Origin of the sequence: Actinoplanes sp. GCM10030250 (assembly GCF_042666575.1) — a bacterium.
In the GTDB taxonomy this organism is placed as follows: Bacteria; Actinomycetota; Actinomycetes; order Mycobacteriales; family Micromonosporaceae; genus Actinoplanes.
This window is the reverse complement of sequence record NZ_JBHTDO010000014.1, coordinates 1-20,066: the sequence shown is the minus strand read 5'-3', so window position 1 is coordinate 20,066 and position 20,066 is coordinate 1. Positions and strand designations below refer to the sequence as shown.

General features: G+C 70.4%; 19 protein-coding genes. 6 read left to right on the top strand and 13 right to left on the bottom strand.

What is annotated here, in order from left to right:
• Positions 1-29 precede the first annotated feature (29 nt).
• The 3 genes from ACFQV6_RS19310 (at position 30) to ACFQV6_RS19300 (ending at position 2,796) form a co-directional block, all read left to right on the top strand.
• Positions 30-962 (top strand): NAD(P)/FAD-dependent oxidoreductase, encoded by a 933-nt coding sequence (locus ACFQV6_RS19310; protein WP_378028897.1) that lies wholly within the window; start codon positions 30-32, stop codon positions 960-962.
• Positions 959-1,228, top strand: a complete 270-nt coding sequence (locus tag ACFQV6_RS19305; protein WP_378028896.1) for a hypothetical protein — start codon at positions 959-961, stop codon at positions 1,226-1,228. The genes ACFQV6_RS19310 and ACFQV6_RS19305 overlap by 4 nt, the downstream gene beginning before the upstream one ends.
• Before the next feature lie 95 nt (positions 1,229-1,323).
• Positions 1,324-2,796: a family 43 glycosylhydrolase gene (locus ACFQV6_RS19300; RefSeq protein ID WP_378028895.1), complete on the top strand. Its 1,473-nt coding sequence runs from the start codon at positions 1,324-1,326 to the stop codon at positions 2,794-2,796.
• Positions 2,797-3,432: 636 nt separating this feature from the next.
• Here the strand turns inward: ACFQV6_RS19300 and ACFQV6_RS19295 are convergent.
• The 8 genes from ACFQV6_RS19295 to ACFQV6_RS19260 form a co-directional block, all read right to left on the bottom strand.
• Positions 3,433-4,083, bottom strand: a complete 651-nt coding sequence (locus tag ACFQV6_RS19295) for a lysophospholipid acyltransferase family protein (protein WP_378028894.1) — start codon at positions 4,081-4,083, stop codon at positions 3,433-3,435.
• Between the two features lie 123 nt (positions 4,084-4,206).
• Entirely contained in the window at positions 4,207-5,289 is a 1,083-nt protein-coding gene (locus ACFQV6_RS19290) for a type III polyketide synthase (protein WP_378028893.1), read from the bottom strand.
• A gap of 43 nt (positions 5,290-5,332) precedes the next feature.
• Positions 5,333-6,709 carry a multicopper oxidase family protein gene (locus ACFQV6_RS19285; RefSeq protein ID WP_378028892.1) on the bottom strand — a complete coding sequence of 459 codons (1,377 nt, stop codon included), beginning with the start codon at positions 6,707-6,709 and terminating at the stop codon, positions 5,333-5,335.
• Positions 6,710-7,174 carry a hypothetical protein gene (locus tag ACFQV6_RS19280; protein WP_378028891.1) on the bottom strand — a complete coding sequence of 155 codons (465 nt, stop codon included), beginning with the start codon at positions 7,172-7,174 and terminating at the stop codon, positions 6,710-6,712.
• Entirely contained in the window at positions 7,171-7,764 is a 594-nt protein-coding gene (locus ACFQV6_RS19275) for a hypothetical protein (protein WP_378028890.1), read from the bottom strand. The genes ACFQV6_RS19280 and ACFQV6_RS19275 overlap by 4 nt, the downstream gene beginning before the upstream one ends.
• Positions 7,765-7,830: 66 nt before the next feature.
• Positions 7,831-8,460, bottom strand: coding sequence for a response regulator (locus tag ACFQV6_RS19270; RefSeq protein ID WP_378028889.1), 630 nt, complete (start codon positions 8,458-8,460; stop codon positions 7,831-7,833).
• Positions 8,457-10,679, bottom strand: a complete 2,223-nt coding sequence (locus tag ACFQV6_RS19265) for a histidine kinase (RefSeq protein WP_378028888.1) — start codon at positions 10,677-10,679, stop codon at positions 8,457-8,459. Before ACFQV6_RS19265 ends, ACFQV6_RS19270 begins: the two co-directional genes overlap by 4 nt.
• Positions 10,680-11,135: 456 nt before the next feature.
• The gene (locus tag ACFQV6_RS19260; RefSeq protein ID WP_378028887.1) at positions 11,136-11,495 is read right to left on the bottom strand and encodes a VOC family protein; all 360 of its coding nucleotides are present in this window, start codon (positions 11,493-11,495) and stop codon (positions 11,136-11,138) included.
• A gap of 355 nt (positions 11,496-11,850) precedes the next feature.
• On the opposite strand from ACFQV6_RS19260, the gene ACFQV6_RS19255 reads away from it, so the two are divergent.
• Positions 11,851-12,648, top strand: a complete 798-nt coding sequence (locus ACFQV6_RS19255) for an aminoglycoside phosphotransferase family protein (RefSeq protein ID WP_378028886.1) — start codon at positions 11,851-11,853, stop codon at positions 12,646-12,648.
• A gap of 143 nt (positions 12,649-12,791) precedes the next feature.
• On the opposite strand, the gene ACFQV6_RS19250 is transcribed toward ACFQV6_RS19255, so the two are convergent.
• Entirely contained in the window at positions 12,792-14,096 is a 1,305-nt protein-coding gene (locus ACFQV6_RS19250) for a hypothetical protein (RefSeq protein WP_378028885.1), read from the bottom strand.
• A gap of 124 nt (positions 14,097-14,220) precedes the next feature.
• On the opposite strand from ACFQV6_RS19250, the gene ACFQV6_RS19245 reads away from it, so the two are divergent.
• Positions 14,221-14,829, top strand: a complete 609-nt coding sequence (locus tag ACFQV6_RS19245) for a hypothetical protein (protein WP_378028884.1) — start codon at positions 14,221-14,223, stop codon at positions 14,827-14,829.
• A gap of 139 nt (positions 14,830-14,968) precedes the next feature.
• Positions 14,969-16,048: an abortive infection protein gene (locus ACFQV6_RS19240; RefSeq protein WP_378028883.1), complete on the top strand. Its 1,080-nt coding sequence runs from the start codon at positions 14,969-14,971 to the stop codon at positions 16,046-16,048.
• On the opposite strand, the gene ACFQV6_RS19235 is transcribed toward ACFQV6_RS19240, so the two are convergent.
• The 4 genes from ACFQV6_RS19235 to ACFQV6_RS19220 all read right to left on the bottom strand — a co-directional run bounded on the left by ACFQV6_RS19235 (position 15,945) and on the right by ACFQV6_RS19220 (position 19,653).
• A complete protein-coding gene (locus ACFQV6_RS19235) occupies positions 15,945-16,799 on the bottom strand; it encodes a hypothetical protein (RefSeq protein WP_378028882.1) in 855 nt (284 codons plus the stop codon). The genes ACFQV6_RS19240 and ACFQV6_RS19235 overlap by 104 nt on opposite strands.
• Before the next feature lie 116 nt (positions 16,800-16,915).
• On the bottom strand, positions 16,916-18,598 hold the full coding sequence (locus ACFQV6_RS19230; protein WP_378028881.1) for a methyl-accepting chemotaxis protein: 1,683 nt from the start codon (positions 18,596-18,598) through the stop codon (positions 16,916-16,918).
• A gap of 177 nt (positions 18,599-18,775) precedes the next feature.
• Entirely contained in the window at positions 18,776-19,165 is a 390-nt protein-coding gene (locus tag ACFQV6_RS19225) for a hypothetical protein (RefSeq protein WP_378028880.1), read from the bottom strand.
• A complete protein-coding gene (locus tag ACFQV6_RS19220; protein WP_378028879.1) occupies positions 19,162-19,653 on the bottom strand; it encodes a DUF6301 family protein in 492 nt (163 codons plus the stop codon). Before ACFQV6_RS19220 ends, ACFQV6_RS19225 begins: the two co-directional genes overlap by 4 nt.
• Positions 19,654-20,066: the final 413 nt, after the last annotated feature.

Below are 20,066 nucleotides of genomic sequence, written 5' to 3'. Positions count from 1 at the left end.
GGCGCGGTGGCAGGACCAGGCTCCTGTTCATGAGCCAATACGACGTAGCAATCATCGGCGGGGGAGCCGCCGGCCTGTCCGCAGCCCTGGTCCTGTCCCGGGCTCGACGGAAAGTCCTGGTGCTCGACGCAGGCGCACCGCGCAACGCTCCCGCCACCCACATGCACGGCTACCTGTCCCGCGACGGCCTCCCGCCCGGCGAACTGCTGGCCGCCGGCCGCAAGGAGGTCCAGCACTACGGCGGTGAGATCGTCGACGGCACCGTGGACAGCTCGGCACCCGGCGGCCGCGGCGGTTTCCAGGTGACGCTCGCGGGCGGGCAGCGCATATCGGCGCGGCGCCTGCTGATCACCACCGGCTTGCGAGACGAACTGCCCGACATCCCGGGCCTCCGGGAGCGCTGGGCCCGCGACGTGCTGCACTGCCCCTACTGCCACGGCTACGAGGTCCGCGACCGGCGGCTCGGCGTGCTCGGCGGCACCCCCGGCGCCGTCCGGTACGCCCAGATCGTGCGCCAGTGGACCCACGACCTCGTCTACTTCGCCCGCCCCGGCACGCTGACCGCCGCCGAGCGAACCCAGCTCGCCGCCCGCGCCATCGGCGTCGTCGAGGGAACCGTCGAGCACCTCGTCCTCGACGGCGACCGGCTGCGCGGCGTGCAGATGGACGACGGATGTGTCGTACCCCGCGACGCGCTGTTCGTGCCGCCGCGATTCGCCCCCAACGATCACCTGCTCACCAGCCTCGGCTGCGACGTCACCGAGGACGGCTGGGTGAAGACCGACCCGGCCGGACGCACGAGCGTCCCCGGCGTCTGGGCCGCCGGCAACGTCGTCGACCCCCGCGCCCAGGTCATCACCGCCGCGGGCGCCGGTTCCGCGGCCGCCATCGCCCTCAACGCCGACCTCGTCGACGACGACGTCCGCACCGCACTCGCAACGCCCCTGGAGGAGACACCGTGACCAGCTCTCGCCCCCACGCCACAAACCCGCCGGCCCCGGCCGGGCCGCCGACCAAGCACCAGCTCGCCGTGATGATCTGGCTCGCGGTCTTTCCCACCCTGACAGTGCTGAACCTCGCACTCGGTGACTGGCTCAGCGCCCTCACACCCGTACTGCGCACCCTCGTGCTCGTCACCATCGCGGTGCCCATCGTCATCTACGGGCTGATGCCGCAGTTGCACCGACTCCGCGTCCGCCTCCTGACCCGGCAGCCGGCCGACTTTTGACACTCGGAGCGAAAGTTAGCAATGATCCAACCAAAGTCCTTGACGGCAGAAGGCACCACCAGTAAACAAACCTCATCGTTCATTTAGGAGCGTCGATGGGGGAAATCGTGAACACAGTCGCCGCGGCCCTGGTGGCCCTACTCGCCCTGCCGGCCCTCGCCGCACCCCCCGTCCAGACGACCGCGGAGGCCGGCAACCCCTTCGTCGACGGCCGGTACGCCGACCCCGACGTGGCCATCTACAACGACCGGTACTGGGTGTTCCCCACCTCGTCGCGCGGCTACGCCGAGCAGACCTACCTGGACGCCTTCTCCTCCGCCGACCTGATCACGTGGACCAAGCACCCGAACGTGCTGACCACCGCGAACGTCTCCTGGGCGAAGTACGCGGTCTGGGCGCCAGCGCCGATCCAGCGCAACGGCAAGTACTACCTGTACTTCGCGGCGAACGACATCCAGAGCAACACCGAGCTCGGCGGCATCGGCGTCGCCGTCGCGAACCGGCCCGAGGGACCGTACGTGGACGCCATCGGACGGCCGCTCGTCGACCGGTTCGTCAACGGCGCACAGCCGATCGACCAGGACGTGTTCATCGACGACGACGGTCAGGCGTACATCTACTACGGCGGCCACGGCCACGCCAACGTCGCCAAGCTGAACAACGACATGACAAGCTTGGGTACGTTCGCCGACGGCACGGTCTTCAAGGAGATCACCCCCGCGGGGTACATCGAGGGCCCGCAGATGCTCAAGCGCAACGGCAAGTACTACCTGATGTGGTCCGAAGGCGGCTGGACCGGTCCGGACTACTCCGTCGCCTACGCCATGTCCGACTCACCCATCGGCCCGTTCCGGCGCCTCGACAAGATCCTCGCGCAGGACGCCACTGTCGCCCGCGGCGCGGGCCACAACGCGGTCCTCAACATCCCCGGCACCGACACCTGGTACATCTTCTACCACCGCCGGCCGCTGGGCGAGACCGACGGCAACGCCCGGTTCCTGGCCTACGACCGGATGAACTTCGCCGCCGACGGCACCATCCAGCGGGTCAAAATGCTCGTCAAGGACAACTTCGACGACAACAACGCGATCGGCTGGAAGACGTACGGCGGCACCTGGACCGCCACCGCCGGGCAATACCGGGCCCAGCACTCCTACGGCGGCAAGTCACTGCTGACCGACAACCACACGAACGCGGTCTACGACGCCGACGTCACCGTCACCTCCGGCGGCGGCGACGCCGGCCTGGTCTTCCGGGCCACCTCCGCCGCGGTCGGCACCGACAGCTACCGCGGCTACTACGCGGGCATCACCCCGGCCGGCCAGGTCATCCTCGGCAAGGCAAACAACAACTGGACCCGGCTGGGCGCCACACCCATGCCCATCACCCCCGGCACGCGCTACCACCTGCGGATCGAGGCGGCCGGCACGTCCCTGAAGGTGTTCGTCAACGACATGACCAACCCCAAAATCACAGTCACCGACAACACGTACGCCTCGGGCTCCTCCGGCGTACGCGTCTACAACGCCGCCGCAGCCTTCGACAACCTCACCATCACGACCTCGTAACTCACTCCCGCCCGGACTGTGGCTTCAGCGAGCGCCGTGGGTTTGCGCAAGCTGGGACGGTTTTGGGCGGGGATGGCCCACGCAGGACCGTCAGGCTTGATATCCCGCGTGGGCCATCCCCGCCCAAAACCTTGCAACTCAACCTCCGCCGGGCACGGCAAGAGGGCGGAGCAAGCGCCGACCGGCACTCATGGACCGAATAGCGACCCGATAACGTCCACCACCGCCAGCCGGCCGGCGTCGGCTGGCACCGGTGTACCGAACAGCGGGCCGGTTACGTCCACCACCGCCAGCCGTCCCCGCGCCCAAAGCGCGGTTGGGTGCCTCACCGACGGCTGAGGCGACCGAGCCGTAGCCGCGGCACGTAGTCGCCGACGCATTCGGTGTCTGGGCGACGGCCGAGCCACGCCAGCCGTCGCAGGCGCACGTAATCGAGTCGCCATTCGGTGTCGGGGCGACGGCCGGGCGGTGTGAGCCGTCGCAACGGCACCCCACCGCTGAGTGCCCACCCTGAGCCGGCTGATCGAGTAGGCGGAAGGCGCCGGACGGATCGGACGCCTCGCGACGCGCTCAGCTGCCGGTGCCAACCGCCGCCGTCGGTCTCCGCGCTCGGCTGTCGGTGTTGGGTGGCGGCTGTCAGTGGCGGCCGGCTGTTGCGATCGGGGCGACGGCGCGGAGTTCGGCGGTCAGTCGGGTGGACAGTTGTAGGGCGGACTCCGACGGTGGTGGCGGTGTGGGTTCGAAGAAGGTGACCTTCAGGCGGGGGCGGCGCGGGAAGCGGGCGATGTCGACAGTCCCGGAGACCGCCGCGCAGACGATGCGGGCCTCGGGTACGGCCTGGGCGAGACGTCCGGCGCCGCTTCGGGCACGCAGTTGGCGGCCCTGGGAGCGGGTGCCTTCGGGGAAGATGCCGAGGCAGCCGCCGGCGGAGAGGCACTGCACCGCGGCGTCCAGTGCGTCCATGTCGGCCTGGCCGCGCCGGACGGGTATCTGCCCCATCCCGTCGAGCACGCGGCGCAGCAGCGGATTTTTCCAGAGTGACGCCTTGGCGAGGGCCTGGATCTGGCGCTGCCGGCGGGCGGCGAACGCGATGACCACGGGGTCCCATGCGCTGTCGTGGTTGGCGGGGACGATCGTCGCGCCGTGCAGTGGAAGGGTGTCCAAGCCGACCACTTCGAGTCGGCCCCACCAGCGGACGATGGGTCCCGCCGCCGCCATGACCGCTCGGTAGACGGGCGGGATCCGGCCTGCTCGGTTCGCCGCAGCGGCAGAACGATTACGCTCCATGACTCACTCTCACTGTTCAGGCCCGTGCCGGACGCTTGCTGGCCTGTTTAACAGGCGGAGCGGCCCTCAGCAACAACAGGTGGAGCGGCGCTCAGCAACGCGTCGTCGGAGCCGCGCCGGCGGTCACCAGTCCAGGAGCACCAGCTCGGAGCAGAATCCGGGTCCCATGGCGAGCATCACCGCCGGCTGGCTGGAGACGGCGATGTCCCGGGTGGCCAGCGTCTCCTGCAGGACGTGCAGTACTGACGATGACGACAGGTTCCCGACGGATGCCAGGCTGCGCCGGGTCACGTCGAGGGCGTCGGGTTTCAGGTCGAGGGCCCGGATGATCGCGTCGATGATCTTGGGGCCGCCGGGGTGGGAGATCCAGGTGCTGACGTCCGTGACGGCCAGATCGTGGCCGGCGAGGAAGGTGTCGACGTCGTCTCTGAGGTAGGTGTCCACGATGCCGGCGACGGTGGCCGCGAGGACGAGCCGGAACCCGGACGTGCCGATGTCCCAGCCCATGATTCGCTCGGAGTCCGGGTAGAGCCGGCTGCGGGTCGCCCGTACCCGCGGGGAGCGCCCGTGCCCGGCCGCGGCGGCGCGCCGCTCGCCCATCAGGACGACAGCCGCCGCGCCGTCGCCGAAGAGGCCGGAACCGACGAGGTTCGCTGTTGATGTGTCGTCGCGCTGGAACGTGAGCGAGCACAGTTCGACGGACAGCAGCACCGCGACGTCGTCCGGGTGGCCCTGAAGGTAGTCATGGATTCGGGCAATACCGGCGGCCCCAGCGACGCATCCGAGGCCGAACATCGGGACCCGCTTGACGTCGTCGCGCAGGCCGAGCCGGCCGGCGATCCGCGCGTCCAGGCTGGGGGCCGCCAGCCCGGTCACCGAGGTCGTCATGATGAGGTCGACGTCGGACGGTGCCAGGCCGGCGTCCGCGAGGGCGGCGGAGACGGCTTGCTCACCGAGCCGGCGGCCGGCCTCGATCCACACGTCGTTGGCGGCTCCGAAACCGCCGAGGTCGGCGTAGCGGTCCAGCGGTAGGGCGAGGTGCCGAGTCTGGACGCCGGCCGCGGTGTGCAGCCGTCGCATGAGCTCGCGACGAGGAGAGGCCGCCGGTTCGTCACCCAGGACGACGTCGGCCAGCACCTCGGTGATCTGTTCCTGCCGGTACACGTGCTCCGGCAGGACGGCACGGGCCGCCACGATTCTCGACATGCGGAGACCGTATCGGTGGAGATCATTATGGGCCCGGCCCGGGTCAGTCGGGATCGTTGCCGTCACCCATGGTGTACGGCGTGGACACACCGTCGTACATCAGGTGCACGACGAGCCCCTCCCGGGCGTGCTTGAGGTTGTGGCAGTGGTCCGACCAGATGCCCGGGTTGCCGGCCGTGAACATCACGTCGTACGTCTCATGGTTGGCGATGTTGATCGAATCGACCCACCAGGGGCTTCCGGTCGCGGCCACCCCGTCGCGGGAGACGACAAGCATGTGGTGGCCGTGCAGGTGCATGGGGTGGACCTCGCCGCTGTCGTTGCTGATCCGCATCCGGACGACGTCGCCGGAGCTGACCTGGAACATCGGCATGTCCGGCAGCATGTGCCCGTTGACGGTCCACCAGTTGCCGGGTCTGCCGTCGACGAAGCCGAGCCGCCGCCCGATGTCGTAGCGGAAGGTGCGGGTGACCGGCCCGAACGTGACCGGCGACGGTGTGCCGTAGGTGAGCGGATCAAGCACGCCGGACGGTTTGCCGACGGGCGCGGCGCCGGCGCCGACGACGATGCCCGGGTTGCCGCCAAGCTGCACGCGGGCGGGTGCGGTTACCTCGAGATCGGCACGGCCACCGGCGGTGATCTGCACCGACTTGCCGGACACCTCGGGCGGCTCGTTGACGTCGGTGCCGTCGATCGCCAGCAGCCGGTATGGTGCGCCGGTCCACGCGTACATCGGGCCGCTGTCGGTGTTGACGATCCGCACCCGGACCCTGGTGCCGGCGGCTGCCGCGACCGGCATGTCCGTGGTGGCGCCGTTCACCGTGTGCTTCCCGCCGCTGTACAGGTGGACGAGGGCGGTCGCGTCGGTGCGGGCGCCGCCGATCACCACGGCACCGAACAGGCCCTTGATCACCTGCACGTGCGAGACCTGGTGCGAGTGGTACCAGTAGGTTCCAGGCTGGTCGGCGACGAAGCGGTACACGAAGGACTGGCCGGGCAGCACCGCGTCCTGAGTGATGCCGGCGACGCCGTCCATCGCGTTGGGCACGTCGATGCCGTGCCAGTGCAGGGTCACGCCGTCCGGCACGTCCTGATTGACCAGCCTGACCTCGACGAGATCTCCGGGCGAGGCGAGCACCGGGGGACCGGGCGTGGTGCCGTTCAGCGTGTACCGGCCGCTCTCGAACCGGGCCACCATCGTCATCGACACGTCCGCGCGGCGCCCGGCGGCGACGGTGAGCCCGGAGACCGGCCGGCCGCCGGAGTGCGCATCGTGGGACGGTCCGCCGCCGGAGTCCGCGTACCCCATGATTGTCGCGGAATACGAGTCCGGCAGCAGGCTGTCCTGCCAGAAGTAGCCGATCGGCGCGACGAGCGCGGCGGTGGCCGCGCCCGCGGCCAGCAGCCGCCACGCGCTCATTCAGACCACCGATTCGGCATTCGCCTCGACGGGACGGTGAACTTCCCGCGCCGGGGCACGGCGCGCCGTCATCACCGACACCGAGAACAGCGCGAGGGCGTTGAAGCCGTGCAGCGCGCCGGCGGCCGGGAAGTCGTGGCCGAGGTAGCCGAGTTGTCCCTGCACGATGGTCAGCACGAAGACCGCGGCGGCCCACTTGATCCCGCCGGGGATCTTCGCGAAGAACGAGACGACGAGCAGCGCCAGGGCGAAGACCGGCACGACGATCGAGCCGTTGATGCCGTGCACGATGACGCCGTAGAGCTCGGTGAACGGGATCTCGTCGCTCTCCATCGCGGCGCTGTCCATCACCCCGCCGCCCACGACCCAGTGGCCGAGGCCGGCGACGAACCAGGCGATGGCGATCGCCTGCACGACGACCTCGGCGGCGACGATCCAGGCGAGGACCCGGTAGGTCTTTCTCATGACTCCTCCTTGAACACGTGTTCGGCGAGCAGCAGGGTGAAGACCGGCTGGGCGAGCCACGCGAGCACACCGATGCCGATTCCCGCGGCCAGGAAGGCCTGCCGAAGCGGCTCCGGCGTCACCAGGCCCGGCAGCAGCAGGACCACGCCGACCAGCAGCCCGGCACCGATGAACAGACCCGCGCGGGTCAGCGGCCGCGGCAGGCTGCGGCGCCGGTGCCCGGTCAGGCTGACGATCAAGATCCAGGCAAAGATGAGGTACGCGGAAACTGCGCCCGGCCAGATGCCCTGGTGGGTGACGACCTCGATCAGAGGCGTGAGCAGGGCCGCCGCGGCGACGACCACGCAGGCGACCCGCACGGCCCGCGCCGCCGGCATCCGCTGCCGCAGGGCCAGAGCCACCGGTGCCAGCGCGACCAACTGCACCGAGCCCAGCACGTCAGAGGCGATTCCGGCCCACTCGAACCCGCCGCCCGGGCCGCCGGCGGCGAAGAAGAGCACGAAGAACACTCCGGCGGCCAGCCCGAACACGCCGCTGACGACGGCGAACGGCCTCGCTGCGGAGGGCCGGCTGAGCAGGCTCGTGGTCATGGGAGAACACTCGCCCCGCCGGTGTCCCGCCGTCACGGGACAATGTCCCGAATCGGCCGGGAAATTTCAGCCCAGACCCGCGTCGCGGGCCCGCATGACCGCTGCCGTACGGTCGCTGACCTGCAGTTTGGTGATGACGTTGGACACGTGGTTGCGGACTGTCTTGCTGCTGACCCCGAGCCGCCGGCCGATCGCCGTGTTGTCCGCCCCGCCCGCCAGCAGCCGCAGCACCTCGTGCTCGCGCTCGGTCAGCTGGGGGAACGGCGCCACCGTCACGCTCCGGGAGAAGTGCCGCAGCATCCGCCCGGCCACCCCCGCGCCGAACACCGCCTCGCCGCGAGCCACCGCGCGTACCGCCGCCACGATGTCGTCCGGGTGCGAGCCCTTCAGCGTGTAGCCGGAGGCACCGTTACGCAGCGCGGCGAACACGCTCTCGTCGTCGTCCGCCATGGTCAGCATCAGTATCCGGGTGGACAGCCCCGCGGAGCGCATCTGCGCCGCGGCCCACAGCCCGTCGCCGTCCGGCATGGCGATGTCCAGCACTGCCACGTCCGGCGCGTGCCGCAGGGCCGCCTCGACCGCGCCGCGGCCCGACCCGGCCACCTCGGCGACCGCGCAGTCCTCCTCGGCCTCGAAGACCGCACGCAGCCCTCTGGCGAAGACCGGATGGTCGTCCGCCAGGATCAGCCGGATCATCCCGGTGCTCCCACCGCGAGCGGCAGCCGCGCGCGGACCACGGTGCCACCCGCACTCTCCACGGTGCTACCCGCACTCTCCACCGTGCCACCCGCACTCTCCACCGTGCACTCGCCGCCGAGCTCCGCGGCACGCTCGCGCATCGAGCGCAATCCCACCCCTGGCGTACGCGCCTCGGCCAGCCCTCCGCCGTCGTCGCGGATCTCGACCCGCACCTCACGGTCGCCGGCCTCGATGGTGACCGTGCAGGTGGTGCCACCGCTGTGCCGGACCGCGTTCGTCATCCCCTCGACCGCGATCCGGTACCCCGCCGTCTCCACCGCCGCGGGCAGCACCGCCCGGTCGGCCGGGCCGATCACCTCGATCACCAGGTCGGCGGTGAGCGCCACGGCCCGGGCCCGTACCGCGGCCACCAGGCCCAGCTCGTCCAGCGCCGGCGGGCGCAACGCGTCGACCACCCGGCGAACGTCGGCCAGGCTGGTCCGCACCTCGTCGGTGATCTCGCCGAGCAGGTTCCGGGCGCTGCCGGCCGGGACCTGACGCGCGGCGAGGCCGGCCTTCAGCGCGATCGCGGCGAGCGCCGGTCCGAGCCCGTCGTGCAGGTCCCGGCGCAGGCGGCGGCGCTCGTCCTCGCGCAGGGCCACCACCTCGGCCCGGGACCGGACCAGGTCGTGATGCAGCCGGACCGCCTGCAGCGCCGGGCCGATCTGCTGGGCCAGCGACCGGATCAGCGCCAGGTCGGCGGGTTCCAGCGGGTCGTCGACACCGCGGCCGGACACCCGCAGCCGGCCGACTCTCTCGCCGTAGTGATAGAGAGGCTCGACGTGGACGGCGCCGGCCGGTACGCCGTACTCGGCGGCCGGGAGCTGGTCGTCGCCGACGTCGATCGCCACGTACGGCACACGCAGTGACCTGGCGACTGTCTCCACCACGGTCGGTGAGACGTCGTCGGGCAGCATCACCGTCTCCAGGCGCCCGCCGAGCCCGGCCAGCACTCCGGCGGGGTCGTCGCGATCGCCGTACATCATGCGGTTGACCAGGTCTTGGGCCGCGGACCGCAACGGTGCCAGAACCAGCGCGGCCACCGCGGCAGCCAGGGCGGCGGCGACCGCGTCGGAGAGCCTGAGCACCGACGCCAGCAGCGCGACCACGGCGGTGTAGAGGCCGGCGAGCACCGTCACGACCGCCGCGTAGACCAGCGACCGGTTCGCGAGGCGCTCGATGTCGAAGAGCCGGTGCCGGCGCAACGCGATGGCCAGCCCGGCGACGAACGGCATGGCGGCCAGGCCGAGCGCGCCATCGGGCAGGAGCGGGCGGCCGGTGAGCAGCGTGGGAAGCTGCCACCCGGCCAGGCCGAGCACCAGGGAGAGCACACCGCCGCAGGCCACCCAGCGCAGCCGGTTCCGCGAGGCGGGATCCCGATCGGCGCGGTACGCGACGACGCCCGCCACGCCCGCGGCCAGCGCGGTCACCGTCACGACAGCGTTCTGCGCGATGACGAGCGTGGTGTAGCGGGTGACGGCGTCCTGCCCGGCGACGACCGCGCCGAGCGTGACGGTCACCATCGCGGCGAGCGGCAGCAGATATCCGGCCCGGATCACGGCCGGGCGCGCCCACGGATGCCGCGGCGTGAACCGCAGCGCCAGCACGAAGATCGCACCCCAGGCGATCGAGTAGACGCCGACGGTGTTCAGGAAGTACAGCACCGGACCCGGACCGCCGGCCGCCAGCGCGAGCGGCGGCAACCCGGCGACCACCACCACGGTGCTGCCGAGCAACCCCGCGGCGGCGACCAGCAGCGGCGTCACCGCCGGCTCGTTCGGCCGGCGAAGGTAGAGCGCCACCGCGAGCAGCGCCAGCGACACCACGAACACCAGGTCGCCCCAGCCGTCCCGCAGCGGGCCACCGATATCCGCCCGGGTGATGGTCACGTCCCGGATCTCGCCACCGCGCAGCTGATAGGCGACGGTGTCACCCGGCCGGACGACCAGCCCGCCGGTGAACCGTTCACCCCCGATCGAGGTCACCTCGTCGCCGTCACGCAACGCGGACTCGCCGGTCACATCCACCCGCAACGCGTCCGCCCGCCAGGCCGCACCGCCGAACCGGATCACGCTGCCGTCCGACGGGCCGTCCAGGCGGGCCGTGGCACCGACGCCACCCAGCACGACGAGGAGCACAGCCAGCACCGCCGGCCACCGCCTCCTGCGGTCACCCATCCCGCCATCATCGGCCCGCCCCGCAGCGATTGGCGACACCCCGGACGGGTCGTTTCCGCGACACCCGCGCCGCAACGATCCTGGCCGCCGCACCGGGCCTCGCAGGCGGCGACGGCGGCGGAAATCCGAGCCGCGTTCCCCGCCCAAGATCGGCCCGCCCGGTAACGGGCTGGCTCCCGGTGCTGCCCCGCGGCGCTGGACACAGCACTCACGTCCAGCTGGGCTGCCCGGCTGGGCGTGGGTGGGGTGTTGGTGGGCGAAAGGTGCCGCTGAGTGCCAGCCGGGTGGCTCGGCTGGGCGTGGGTGGGGTGTTGGTGGGCGAAAAGTGACGCTCAGCGCCAGCTGGGCTGTCTGGCTGGCGCTGAGCGGGGTGTTGGCGGGTGAAAAGTGCCGCTCAGCGCCAGCCGGGCTGCCTGGCTGGGTTGGGCGGCGCGGGCCATCCCTGGGAAGCTCGGGCTAGAGCCACTTGGTCAGGTTGAGCATGTTGCCGTCGGGGTCGAGGACGTGCGCGACCCGCTGCCCCCACGGCATGTCGTTGGCCTGCCCCGGCACGGTGCCCCCGGCCGCCTCGACCGTAGGAAGCAGCGCGTCGACGTCCGCGACCTCGGCACTGAGGATGATCCGCACCGGTGCGCCGATCTGGGTGCCTTCCTCCTGCACGAGCCCGAGCGTGGACGCGCCGATTCGCAGCTCGACATAGAACTCGGGGCCTTCCTCGGGTACGCGCAAGGTCTGCGCCGCGCCGAGCACCTTCTCGTAGAAGGCGCGTAGCCGGGGAAGGTCAGGCGTGCTGGCGATGGGCTGGATCGAGGTCACGGTTCTCCCTAGGCAGTCGGTTCGTGAGATGGACCGTGCAGCCTGAGAAAACTCATCGGTGTCGGGAGAACCGGAGTCCGTGCCTTGGTCGGGACGGGTGCGGAAATTGGCTGGCGGCGCTTGGTGCGGCCCGCTAGCGTGCGGATTCCGGCTCGGTGAGGAGGTCCCGATGACGTGCATGGTTCCCAGCGAGGTGGCTACCACCGCTACGACCCGTGAGTTCGCCGCGGCCTGAGCGCACCGGCGACAACGCGAGTAGCGGTTCAGCCGGCCACGGGCTTTCCCGCGCCGCCGGCTCTTGGCGCCGTCATCAGGCGCTGTATCACCGCTTACCGCGCTGACACGAGGAGAATTCGTGGTTTCCGCATCGTCCTTCGAGCCGCTGACGGCGGCTGAAGGCGGACCCAGTCATGTTTTCCGTTCCGGCGGGACGATCAAGCGTTCCGCTCGGCCCTGGACCGGCACCATCCATGCCCTGCTGCGCCACCTCGAGGAGGCCGGGTTCGCCGGCGCACCGCGGGTGGCCGGCGACGGGTTCGACGCCGACGGCAACGAGGTGCTGACGTACGTCGAGGGCAGCATCGTCCACCCGCACGCGTGGGCGGACGAGAACGTCGGGCAGGTCGGCACGCTGTTGCGCGACCTGCACACCGCCACGTCCGGCTTCCGCCCGCCGGACGCGGTGTGGCAGCCCTGGTGGATGCATCACCAGGGCCCCGATTCGGTGATCGGCCACTGTGACGCCGGGCCGTGGCACACCGTTGCCCGGGACGGCGTACCCGTGGCGTTCATCGATTGGACCCTCGCGGGGCCAGTCGATCGTCTGGACGAGGTCGCTGCCACCGCGTGGTGGCACGCTCAGCTGCACGACGACGACATCGCCGAACGTCACGGCCTGCCCGGCGCGGCCACTCGCGCCAGGCAGTTGCGGCTGTTCCTCGACGGCTACGGGTTGTCCCGGGCTGATCGTGAGGGGCTGGTCAGCAGGATGATCGAGTTCGCGATCCGGGACTGTGCCGCCGAGGCGGACCGGGCCGGCATCACTCCGGACTCGACCGATCCGGCGCCGTTGTGGTCGCTGACCTGGCGGGCCCGTGCCGCCCGGTGGATGATCCACCATCGCACCATGCTCGAGCGGGCCGTCACGGCTTAGCGAGAGCACGGCCGGGACCGTCGTGCGGCGGCGGTCCCGGCCCCAGAATCAAATGCCCAAAATGCAGATGTACGGCGCGCCGCCCGCAAAACCGCCCGCAAAACCGCCCGCAAACCGCCCGCAAACCGCCCGCAAAAGGCCCGTCAGACTCCCGCCACATTCCATGCGACCGGCCGGACGACCCCCGCGGCGTTCTGCGCGTTGGCCACCAGCAGCCCGGCCTCGGTCAGCTCGACCACCGACGTCACGTTCCACCCGCTCGGGGCAGCCAGCCGGGTGCGGACGCCATCGTCCCACAGCGACAGGCGGCTGGTGCCGTCCTCATGCTGGGCAAGGATCGCCATCCGCCCGCCACCGGCGACCGCCACCCCCGATGCCGACTGCTCCCCGGCCTCACGCGGGACGACCGTCAGCGTGTTGGCCGCGTCCCAGTACGCCGCACTCCGGCTACCGGATTCGATCAGATACCCGGCGATGCCGCCGTCGGGCGCGAGAGTGTCGCCCGCCGCCCCGGCCGTGCAGTCGACGCCACCGTAGGGCTGTCCCGGCCCTGTCGCCCGCGACAGGATGACGTCGGTGCCTGGCACCCCGCCGACATGCCGGGCCAGCAGGAAGGCAACCCCACCGTCGGCGGGCTGATACCCGCTGTAGACGACACTTCCGTCGGCTTCCACCCGGGAGAGGCACGCGGCGCCCAGGAAGTAGGAGCCGATGACGGGGAGGCGCTTGGTGGCACCGTCGCGCCACAGCACCGGCCGTGCGGTGGTGCCCTGGCCGAGCCCTTCACTGACCCAGACGATCGCGGTGCCGGGGCCGCCGACGGAGCCGACCGAGCGGCGGTTGCCGGTGTCGAGGTCCGGTGTTCCGCGCAGCGGGGTGCGCGTGTTGTCGCGGTTCACGAGTTCGGCGTCGCCGAGGATGGGGATCTCGGGGTTGAACGTGGAGACCCCCCACGGGCCGTTCGGGCCGACCGCGGTGACGTTGCCGGGACCGTCGCTGATCAGGGTGGTGGATCGTCCGTCGAGCGACCAGCGGGCCGCCCGGGCCGAGCCCAGCATCACGGATCCGGCGGCTTCACCCCGGTCGGTGAGGGCGGCGACCTGGCCGGACGTCGCGCCGCGGGGGAGTGTCAGCTGTTGGCGCAGCCAGCCGGCCCGTCCGGCGTACGCCCAGCGTTGTGGCCGCTCCACGTAGGAGACCGAGCCGTCGGGGGCGGTGACGGTCTCCAGGGCGTTGCCGGCGACCACTCCGAGTGGGGAGACGTCGATTGCCCGTACGGAAATCTGCTTCTGCGGACCCGCGAAGGGTGCCGGAAGCAGTTCGCCGCGGATGGTGGTCCCCGCGGCCGCGGCCGGGGTGGCCGCGCCGGTCACGCCGAGCGCACCGGCCAGCAGGATGGGGGCGAGGGCGCTCGCGGCGGCCCGGCCCGACGACCGTTTATCGAACACCTTCCATGCCTACCACGAAAACCTACTCTCGGGTAACCTCAGCCCCGCATGCTGGTTCGCGGACCATTTCGGACGTTCGCCACCGTCCGTCCGAGACACCACTCACCTGTCACATGGAGGAACCGTGGGCTACCTACGTCGCCCCATCATGCTCGTCACGACGGCGCTCCTCGGGGCCGCCGCCACCATCGCTGTCGCCGCTCCGGCGCAGGCCGCTCCCATCAACATCGACTTCAACAAGGTCACGGGTACGACGCATCTGGCCAAACCCAACGTCGACGTCACCGTCCCGACGTCGTCGGTGAAGACCCAGATCGACCTCGACACCAACACGGTCACCGGCAGTGCCAACCTCTCCGACCTGACCGCGAAGCTGAAGCTGGCCAACCTGATCGGCGTCACCTCGACGGTGAAGATCGTGCCGGTGGGCGGCCTGACCGGGACGATCGATCTCGGCGCGTCCAAGCTGTCGACCACGACGACCTTCACGCTCCAGGTCGTCGACGTGCACCAGGACGCCGCGCCGAAACTGAACCTGGTGAAGTCGAGCTGCCGCACGGTGCGGCCGTCGACGCTCACGCTGAACAACACCACACCGGTGGAGCTGTTCAAGCCGATCACGATGGTGGGCACCTACACGATCCCGCGGTTCACCGGGTGCGGGCTGCTCACGCCGCTGCTGTCCCTGCTGCTGTCGGGGCCGAACAACACGATGACGCTCACCCTGGAGTAACACCGCGACGCGGGTTCCCGTGGTCGTTCCGGCGGCCACGGGAACCGGTATACCTTGGTCAGTGCCGCGTAGACCATCGGCTGTCGCCGATGCGCGACGGCGTACCCGAGGCTGGACGCATCCTGAATGGAGGCGTCACATGAGGTTCACCCGAGCCGAGTTCCTCGGTCTGGCCGCGGCGGCGAGCGGCGCGGTGCTCCTGCCGCAGGCCGGTGCCGAGGCGAATGCGACAAGACGTGGCCTGGCCCTTCGGGGCGTCGTGTACGAGGTCGGTGACGCCTGGAGCGTCTCCCGCATGCGCCACGACATCCGGGCCGTACGGCACGACCTGCACGCCAGTTCCGTCAAGGTCACCGGCTCCGGTGCCGACCGGCTCGCCGCCACCGCGGCCGAGGCCGCGGAGCAAGGGCTGCACGTCTGGCTGGAGCCGACGCTCGGCGACCGGCCGGCGCCGGAGATCCTCGAACACCTCGCGGAGACCGGCCGTGCCGCCGAACGACTGCGCCGCCAGGGCGCCGGTGTCCACCTGAGCGTCGGTTGTGAGTTCGTCCTGTTCGTTCCGGGGATCGTCCCCGGCGACACCGTCATGGAGCGGGTCGAGAACCTGCTGAGCGGAAACTTCGATCCCGAACAGATGCGCCGGCGCCTGCACCGTTTCACGGCTAAGGCCGCCGCCGTGGGCCGATCGGTCTTCCAGGGCAGGATGACGTACGCGGCCGCCGACGACGAGGACGTCGACTGGGACCTCTTCGACATTATCGGCATCGACTACTACGGATACTTCGAGCACCACGCCGACTACGTCCGCGACATCAGGCGCCACATCCGCCCGGGCAAGCCGCTGGCCATCATGGAGTTCGGCACCTGCACGTTCAAGGGCGCCCCGGAGCAGGGCGGCATGGGGTGGAACGTCGTCGACTACACGAAGGAACCGCCCGAGATCAAGGGCGACCTGGAGCGCAGCGAGCGGACACAGGCCCGCTATCTGGCGAGCGTTCTCGCGGCCTTCGAGTCGCTGAACCTCTATTCGGCGCTGGCGTACACCTTCGTCACCCCGGAGTCCGAGCACCATCCCGACCCGCGCTACGACCTGGACATGGCCAGCTATGCCATCGTCAAGCCGATCCGGGACCGGCCCGGCGACCCGGCGTCCGACTGGCACTGGTCCCCGAAGGAGGCGTTCCATACGCTTGCCCGGGCGTACGGTCGCGCCAGATGATCGTCGCGTCATCGGTAGCGACACCGTCGCGGGCCTCGGCTGCCCGGACCTGCCGGATGACCTCGCCGGCTCCGGCGGTGTCCAGCAGGTCCAGCAGCCCGGCCCAGCCGGTCAGCCCGAAGGTGTCGACGAGCCGGCTCGCGCCGTTGCTGAGCAGCGCCGTCACGGTCACCTCGTCCGCCGGGCAGCTGCCGGTGATCGCCTCGGCAGCGGCCTGCGGATCGTCCTTGGCCACCCAGTAACCGCCCGGCGTGTTCCGGTGGGCCCGCAACTCCGCCAGCAGCCGCCGGTATTCGTCGCCGCCCTCGGGAACGCCCGCCAGCCGGGCCTCGAAGGACCGGGCGATCACCACCTCGCGGGGGTCGTGCGCGACGAACGGCTCGTCCCCCGCCCGGCCGACGATCGCGACGGCGTCACCGAGGACCAGGTGCTCGACGAGACCGCCGGAGAAACGGAGCATCGCCACGGCCGCATACGGGCTGCTCGGGTGGGTGACGTCGCAGGTGCCCCGATGCTCGCTGGTGATCCGTTCGATGCTCTCGGCCAGCACACCGGGCAGGCTCCGTTTGTCGGCCAGCGCGCCCAGCAGAGCGCCGCCAAGACGGGCGGCATACCAGGCCACACCGTGCCGGCACAGCTCCTCGGCACCGGCGATGCCACCCGCGCCGTCGACCAGAACCATCCCGGCCGGAACAGCACCGGCGAAGTCCTCGTTGCTGCGCCCGGCGTGCCCCGCATCGGTAACCATCATCACCCGCACACCGCGATCATCGCACCGCGGGCCCGCCACCGAGCCGATGGAATCAAGATCAACAGCAACGTCAAACGGCAGGTGTACGGCAACCGGCTCCGATTCGTGCCGCTGTGTCAGCGGCTCGTCCGGTAACCGCTGACGAGTTCATGGAGCTGGTTCGCCCTGGCCGCCAGATCGGAGCAGGCGTTCTGGGTGACGCTGGCGGCCGACCGGGCCTGTTCGCTGGCGGCCCGTACGTCACCGGTGTTGCCCGCGATCAGCTGTGAGCCGCCGGCGGCTTCCCCGAGGCTGCGGCTGATCTCGGACGTGGTGGCGGTCTGCTCCTCCACGGCCGACGCGATGGTGTTCTGGGAGTCGCTGATCCCCTCGATGATCGAGCTGATCTCGGCGATGGCGTCCACGACGGCGACGGTGTCGGTCTGGATGGTGGCCATCCGGCCGGTGATGTCGCCGGTGGCCCGGGCGGTCTCCTGGGCGAGGTCCTTGACCTCGCTGGCCACGACGGCGAAGCCCTTACCCGCCTCGCCGGCGCGGGCGGCTTCGATGGTGGCGTTGAGTGCCAGCAGGTTGGTCTGCTCGGCGATCCCGTTGATCAGCGTGACCACGCTGCTGATCGCGGCCGAGCTCTCGCCGAGGCGCGCCACGGTATGCCGGGTCGTCTCGGCGACCTGCACGGCGGACGCGGCGACCTGTGCGGCCCGGGCGGCGTTCTGCGAGATCTCGCCGATCGAGGCGGTCATCTCCTCGACGCCGGCCGATACGGCGGCCACGTTGTGCGACACCTCGTCGGCCACGGTGGAGACGTCGCCGGTGCGGTCGGTCGCGGCGGTGCTGAAGGCGAGAAGGTCGCTGCTGAGCCCGGTCAGTTGATCGGCCGAGGCGCGAACCTCGTCGGCGTTTGCGCGCACCGCGACGACCAGCTGCCGAACCTGCTCGAACTGGTCGTTGAACCCGCCGGCCAGTTCCCGCAGCTCGGTGGTGCCGCCGGCGGGCAGCACGAAGTCCAGGTCCTTCGGGTCCCGCTGGCGTAGCGCACCGGCATAACGCACGACGGTGCGGCCGACCAGCCGGTGAACCACCAGCAGCACCGCGGCGATGCCGACTGCCAGAAGTGCGCTCAGCGTCCACAGGGTGTTCATCAACCGGCGGGTGGTCTTCTCCGCGCCGGCCACCTGTGCCGCGGCGATGGCGTGCAGTTGGTCCTGGAACTGTCCGACCGGCGCGGTGATCAGCGCCTTGTCGGTGGCATACTGCTCGTCGGACATGATCCGCGCGGCCTTCGCCATCTTGGCGGACCGGCTCAGTGCCGCGTCGGACGCGGACAGCTGGAACTCGGCGACCGGTCCCGGCATCGCCGCCGGACTCGTGCCGTTCGCCTGCAACACCAGCCGCATCGCGCGGGTCTCCGTGTTGATCAGCGCGTCGGAGTTCTCCTTAGCCGTCGCCAGCAGGTCGAACAGGGCGGCCGGCGCACCCAGCACCCGCAGCTCAGCGATCACCCGATCCCGGGTCTTCGTCTTGTCGATCTCCGCCCAGTACGCGTCCAGATGGCTCTCGTCGCCGGTGACCGCGTACATCCGCGCCTCGTTGGTCAGCTGGTCCGACGCCCCGCCCAGGTCGATGGCGAGCTGTTCGAACTGCGACTGCCGCTGAAACGCGGCCCGCTCGTCGGCGACGGCCCGGCCCACCTGCAGCACGGTGAAGCAGAGCATCAGGGCCAGCACGGCGAGAACCACCGCCGTGCCCCAGGTCAGCGTCGACTGCTTCACCGAACGCCGGTAACCCTGCTGCACCACGGTCCATCCCCGTTTCCTCCACCGCAGCCACCCCCACGTCCGCTCGCCGAGCAGCATGCAGGGGTGTCAGGCAGACGAAATGCCGCACCTGTCACGCAAAGCCTACGAAACCTGCCATCTCCGCCAGGCCGAATCCGAAAAACGTGCGGATACATCCCGGTCGCGGGCCCGGGAGCTTCAGGACTTGAAGGAGCGTTGCTCAACGTCCGACGGAGCGGCGACGCGGTAGACGTCACGCAGGGTCGACACCATCAGCTCGGCGATCCGGGCGGCGTCGCGGCTGTGCAGCGGCCACTTGCCGACCTCGTGCCACCAGTTCTGCCGCATCGGCCCGGCCGGCGGCTGCCAGCCCAGGGTTTGCAGCTCCCGCTCCTGCTCGGCGGTGAGCTGACCGTCCGGCGGCAGGAAGGCGTTGGAGACCGCGTCGAGCGCGAGCCCGTTCTTCAGCTGGACCAGCTCGGTGTATCGGTTACCGGGTGCCGCGAGGATGACGACGTCGTCGATCTCCAGCCGGGGAAGGCGGGCCGCGAGCTGCTCGGTCAGTTCCTCCCACGAGGACGCGCTCATGCCAGCGCCTCCACGATCTGGTCCCACTCGTCCTGAAACCGATTGCTCGCCCACGTCACCGTCACGGCGCTCTCGAGATTCTTCACCAGAATGGTGGAGTCCTCCAGGCGCCAGCGCACCGTCGGCGGTTCGGTGTGATCCCGATCGGTCGGTTCCCCCAGGACGGCCACGCCTTCAGCGGCGGTGTCGGCGAAGGCGTCCCACATGAAGCGGTCCCGGTCGGTTCCGTCTTCTCTGACGTTCTCGGTGATGCCGACGGTGATGTGATCGAGGAGACCTTCGTGGAAATAGCAGACGATCTCATTCTTGCGTACGCCGAAACCGGCATGACCGGTTGCGATCTCGCCTTCGATGACCTCGTTCAGGGTCCACCCCATCCGGCGGCTCAGCCCATGCACATCGTCCGTCTGCCAGGGCCCCCGATGGGCCTTCATGTCGGTCAACAGGGACCGGATCGCTTCGGGGCCGGCCTGTAGCCAGGTCGTCATGTGGATCTCCTTCAGGGATGCCGGTCGCATGATGCCATAGCCCTCACCTCCCCCGGAGTCCCCGCCGCTGGACACCTTCCGGGGTCGAGGTCCGCGGTGGACCGAGTCCGCCAGCTGGGCGTCAGCGGTGCTTTTCGGCCCGGAACGCCCCGCTGGCGGCCAGCTGGTTGTCTCGGCTGGTGCTCAGTGGTGTTTTTCGGGCCGGTACTGCCCGCTGGCGGCCAGCTGGTTGTCTCGGCTGGTGCTCAGTGGTGCTTTTCGGGCCGTAACTGCCCGCTGGCGGCCAGCTGGCTGTCCTGGCTGGTGCTCAGTGGTGTCTCGGGGGCCGGGAGGCATCAAGGCCACGAAGTTAAGTTTCGTGGCGGGGTGTCAACACTCGCGTGGGTGATGAATGGCTCGGCTCGGGTTGTGGT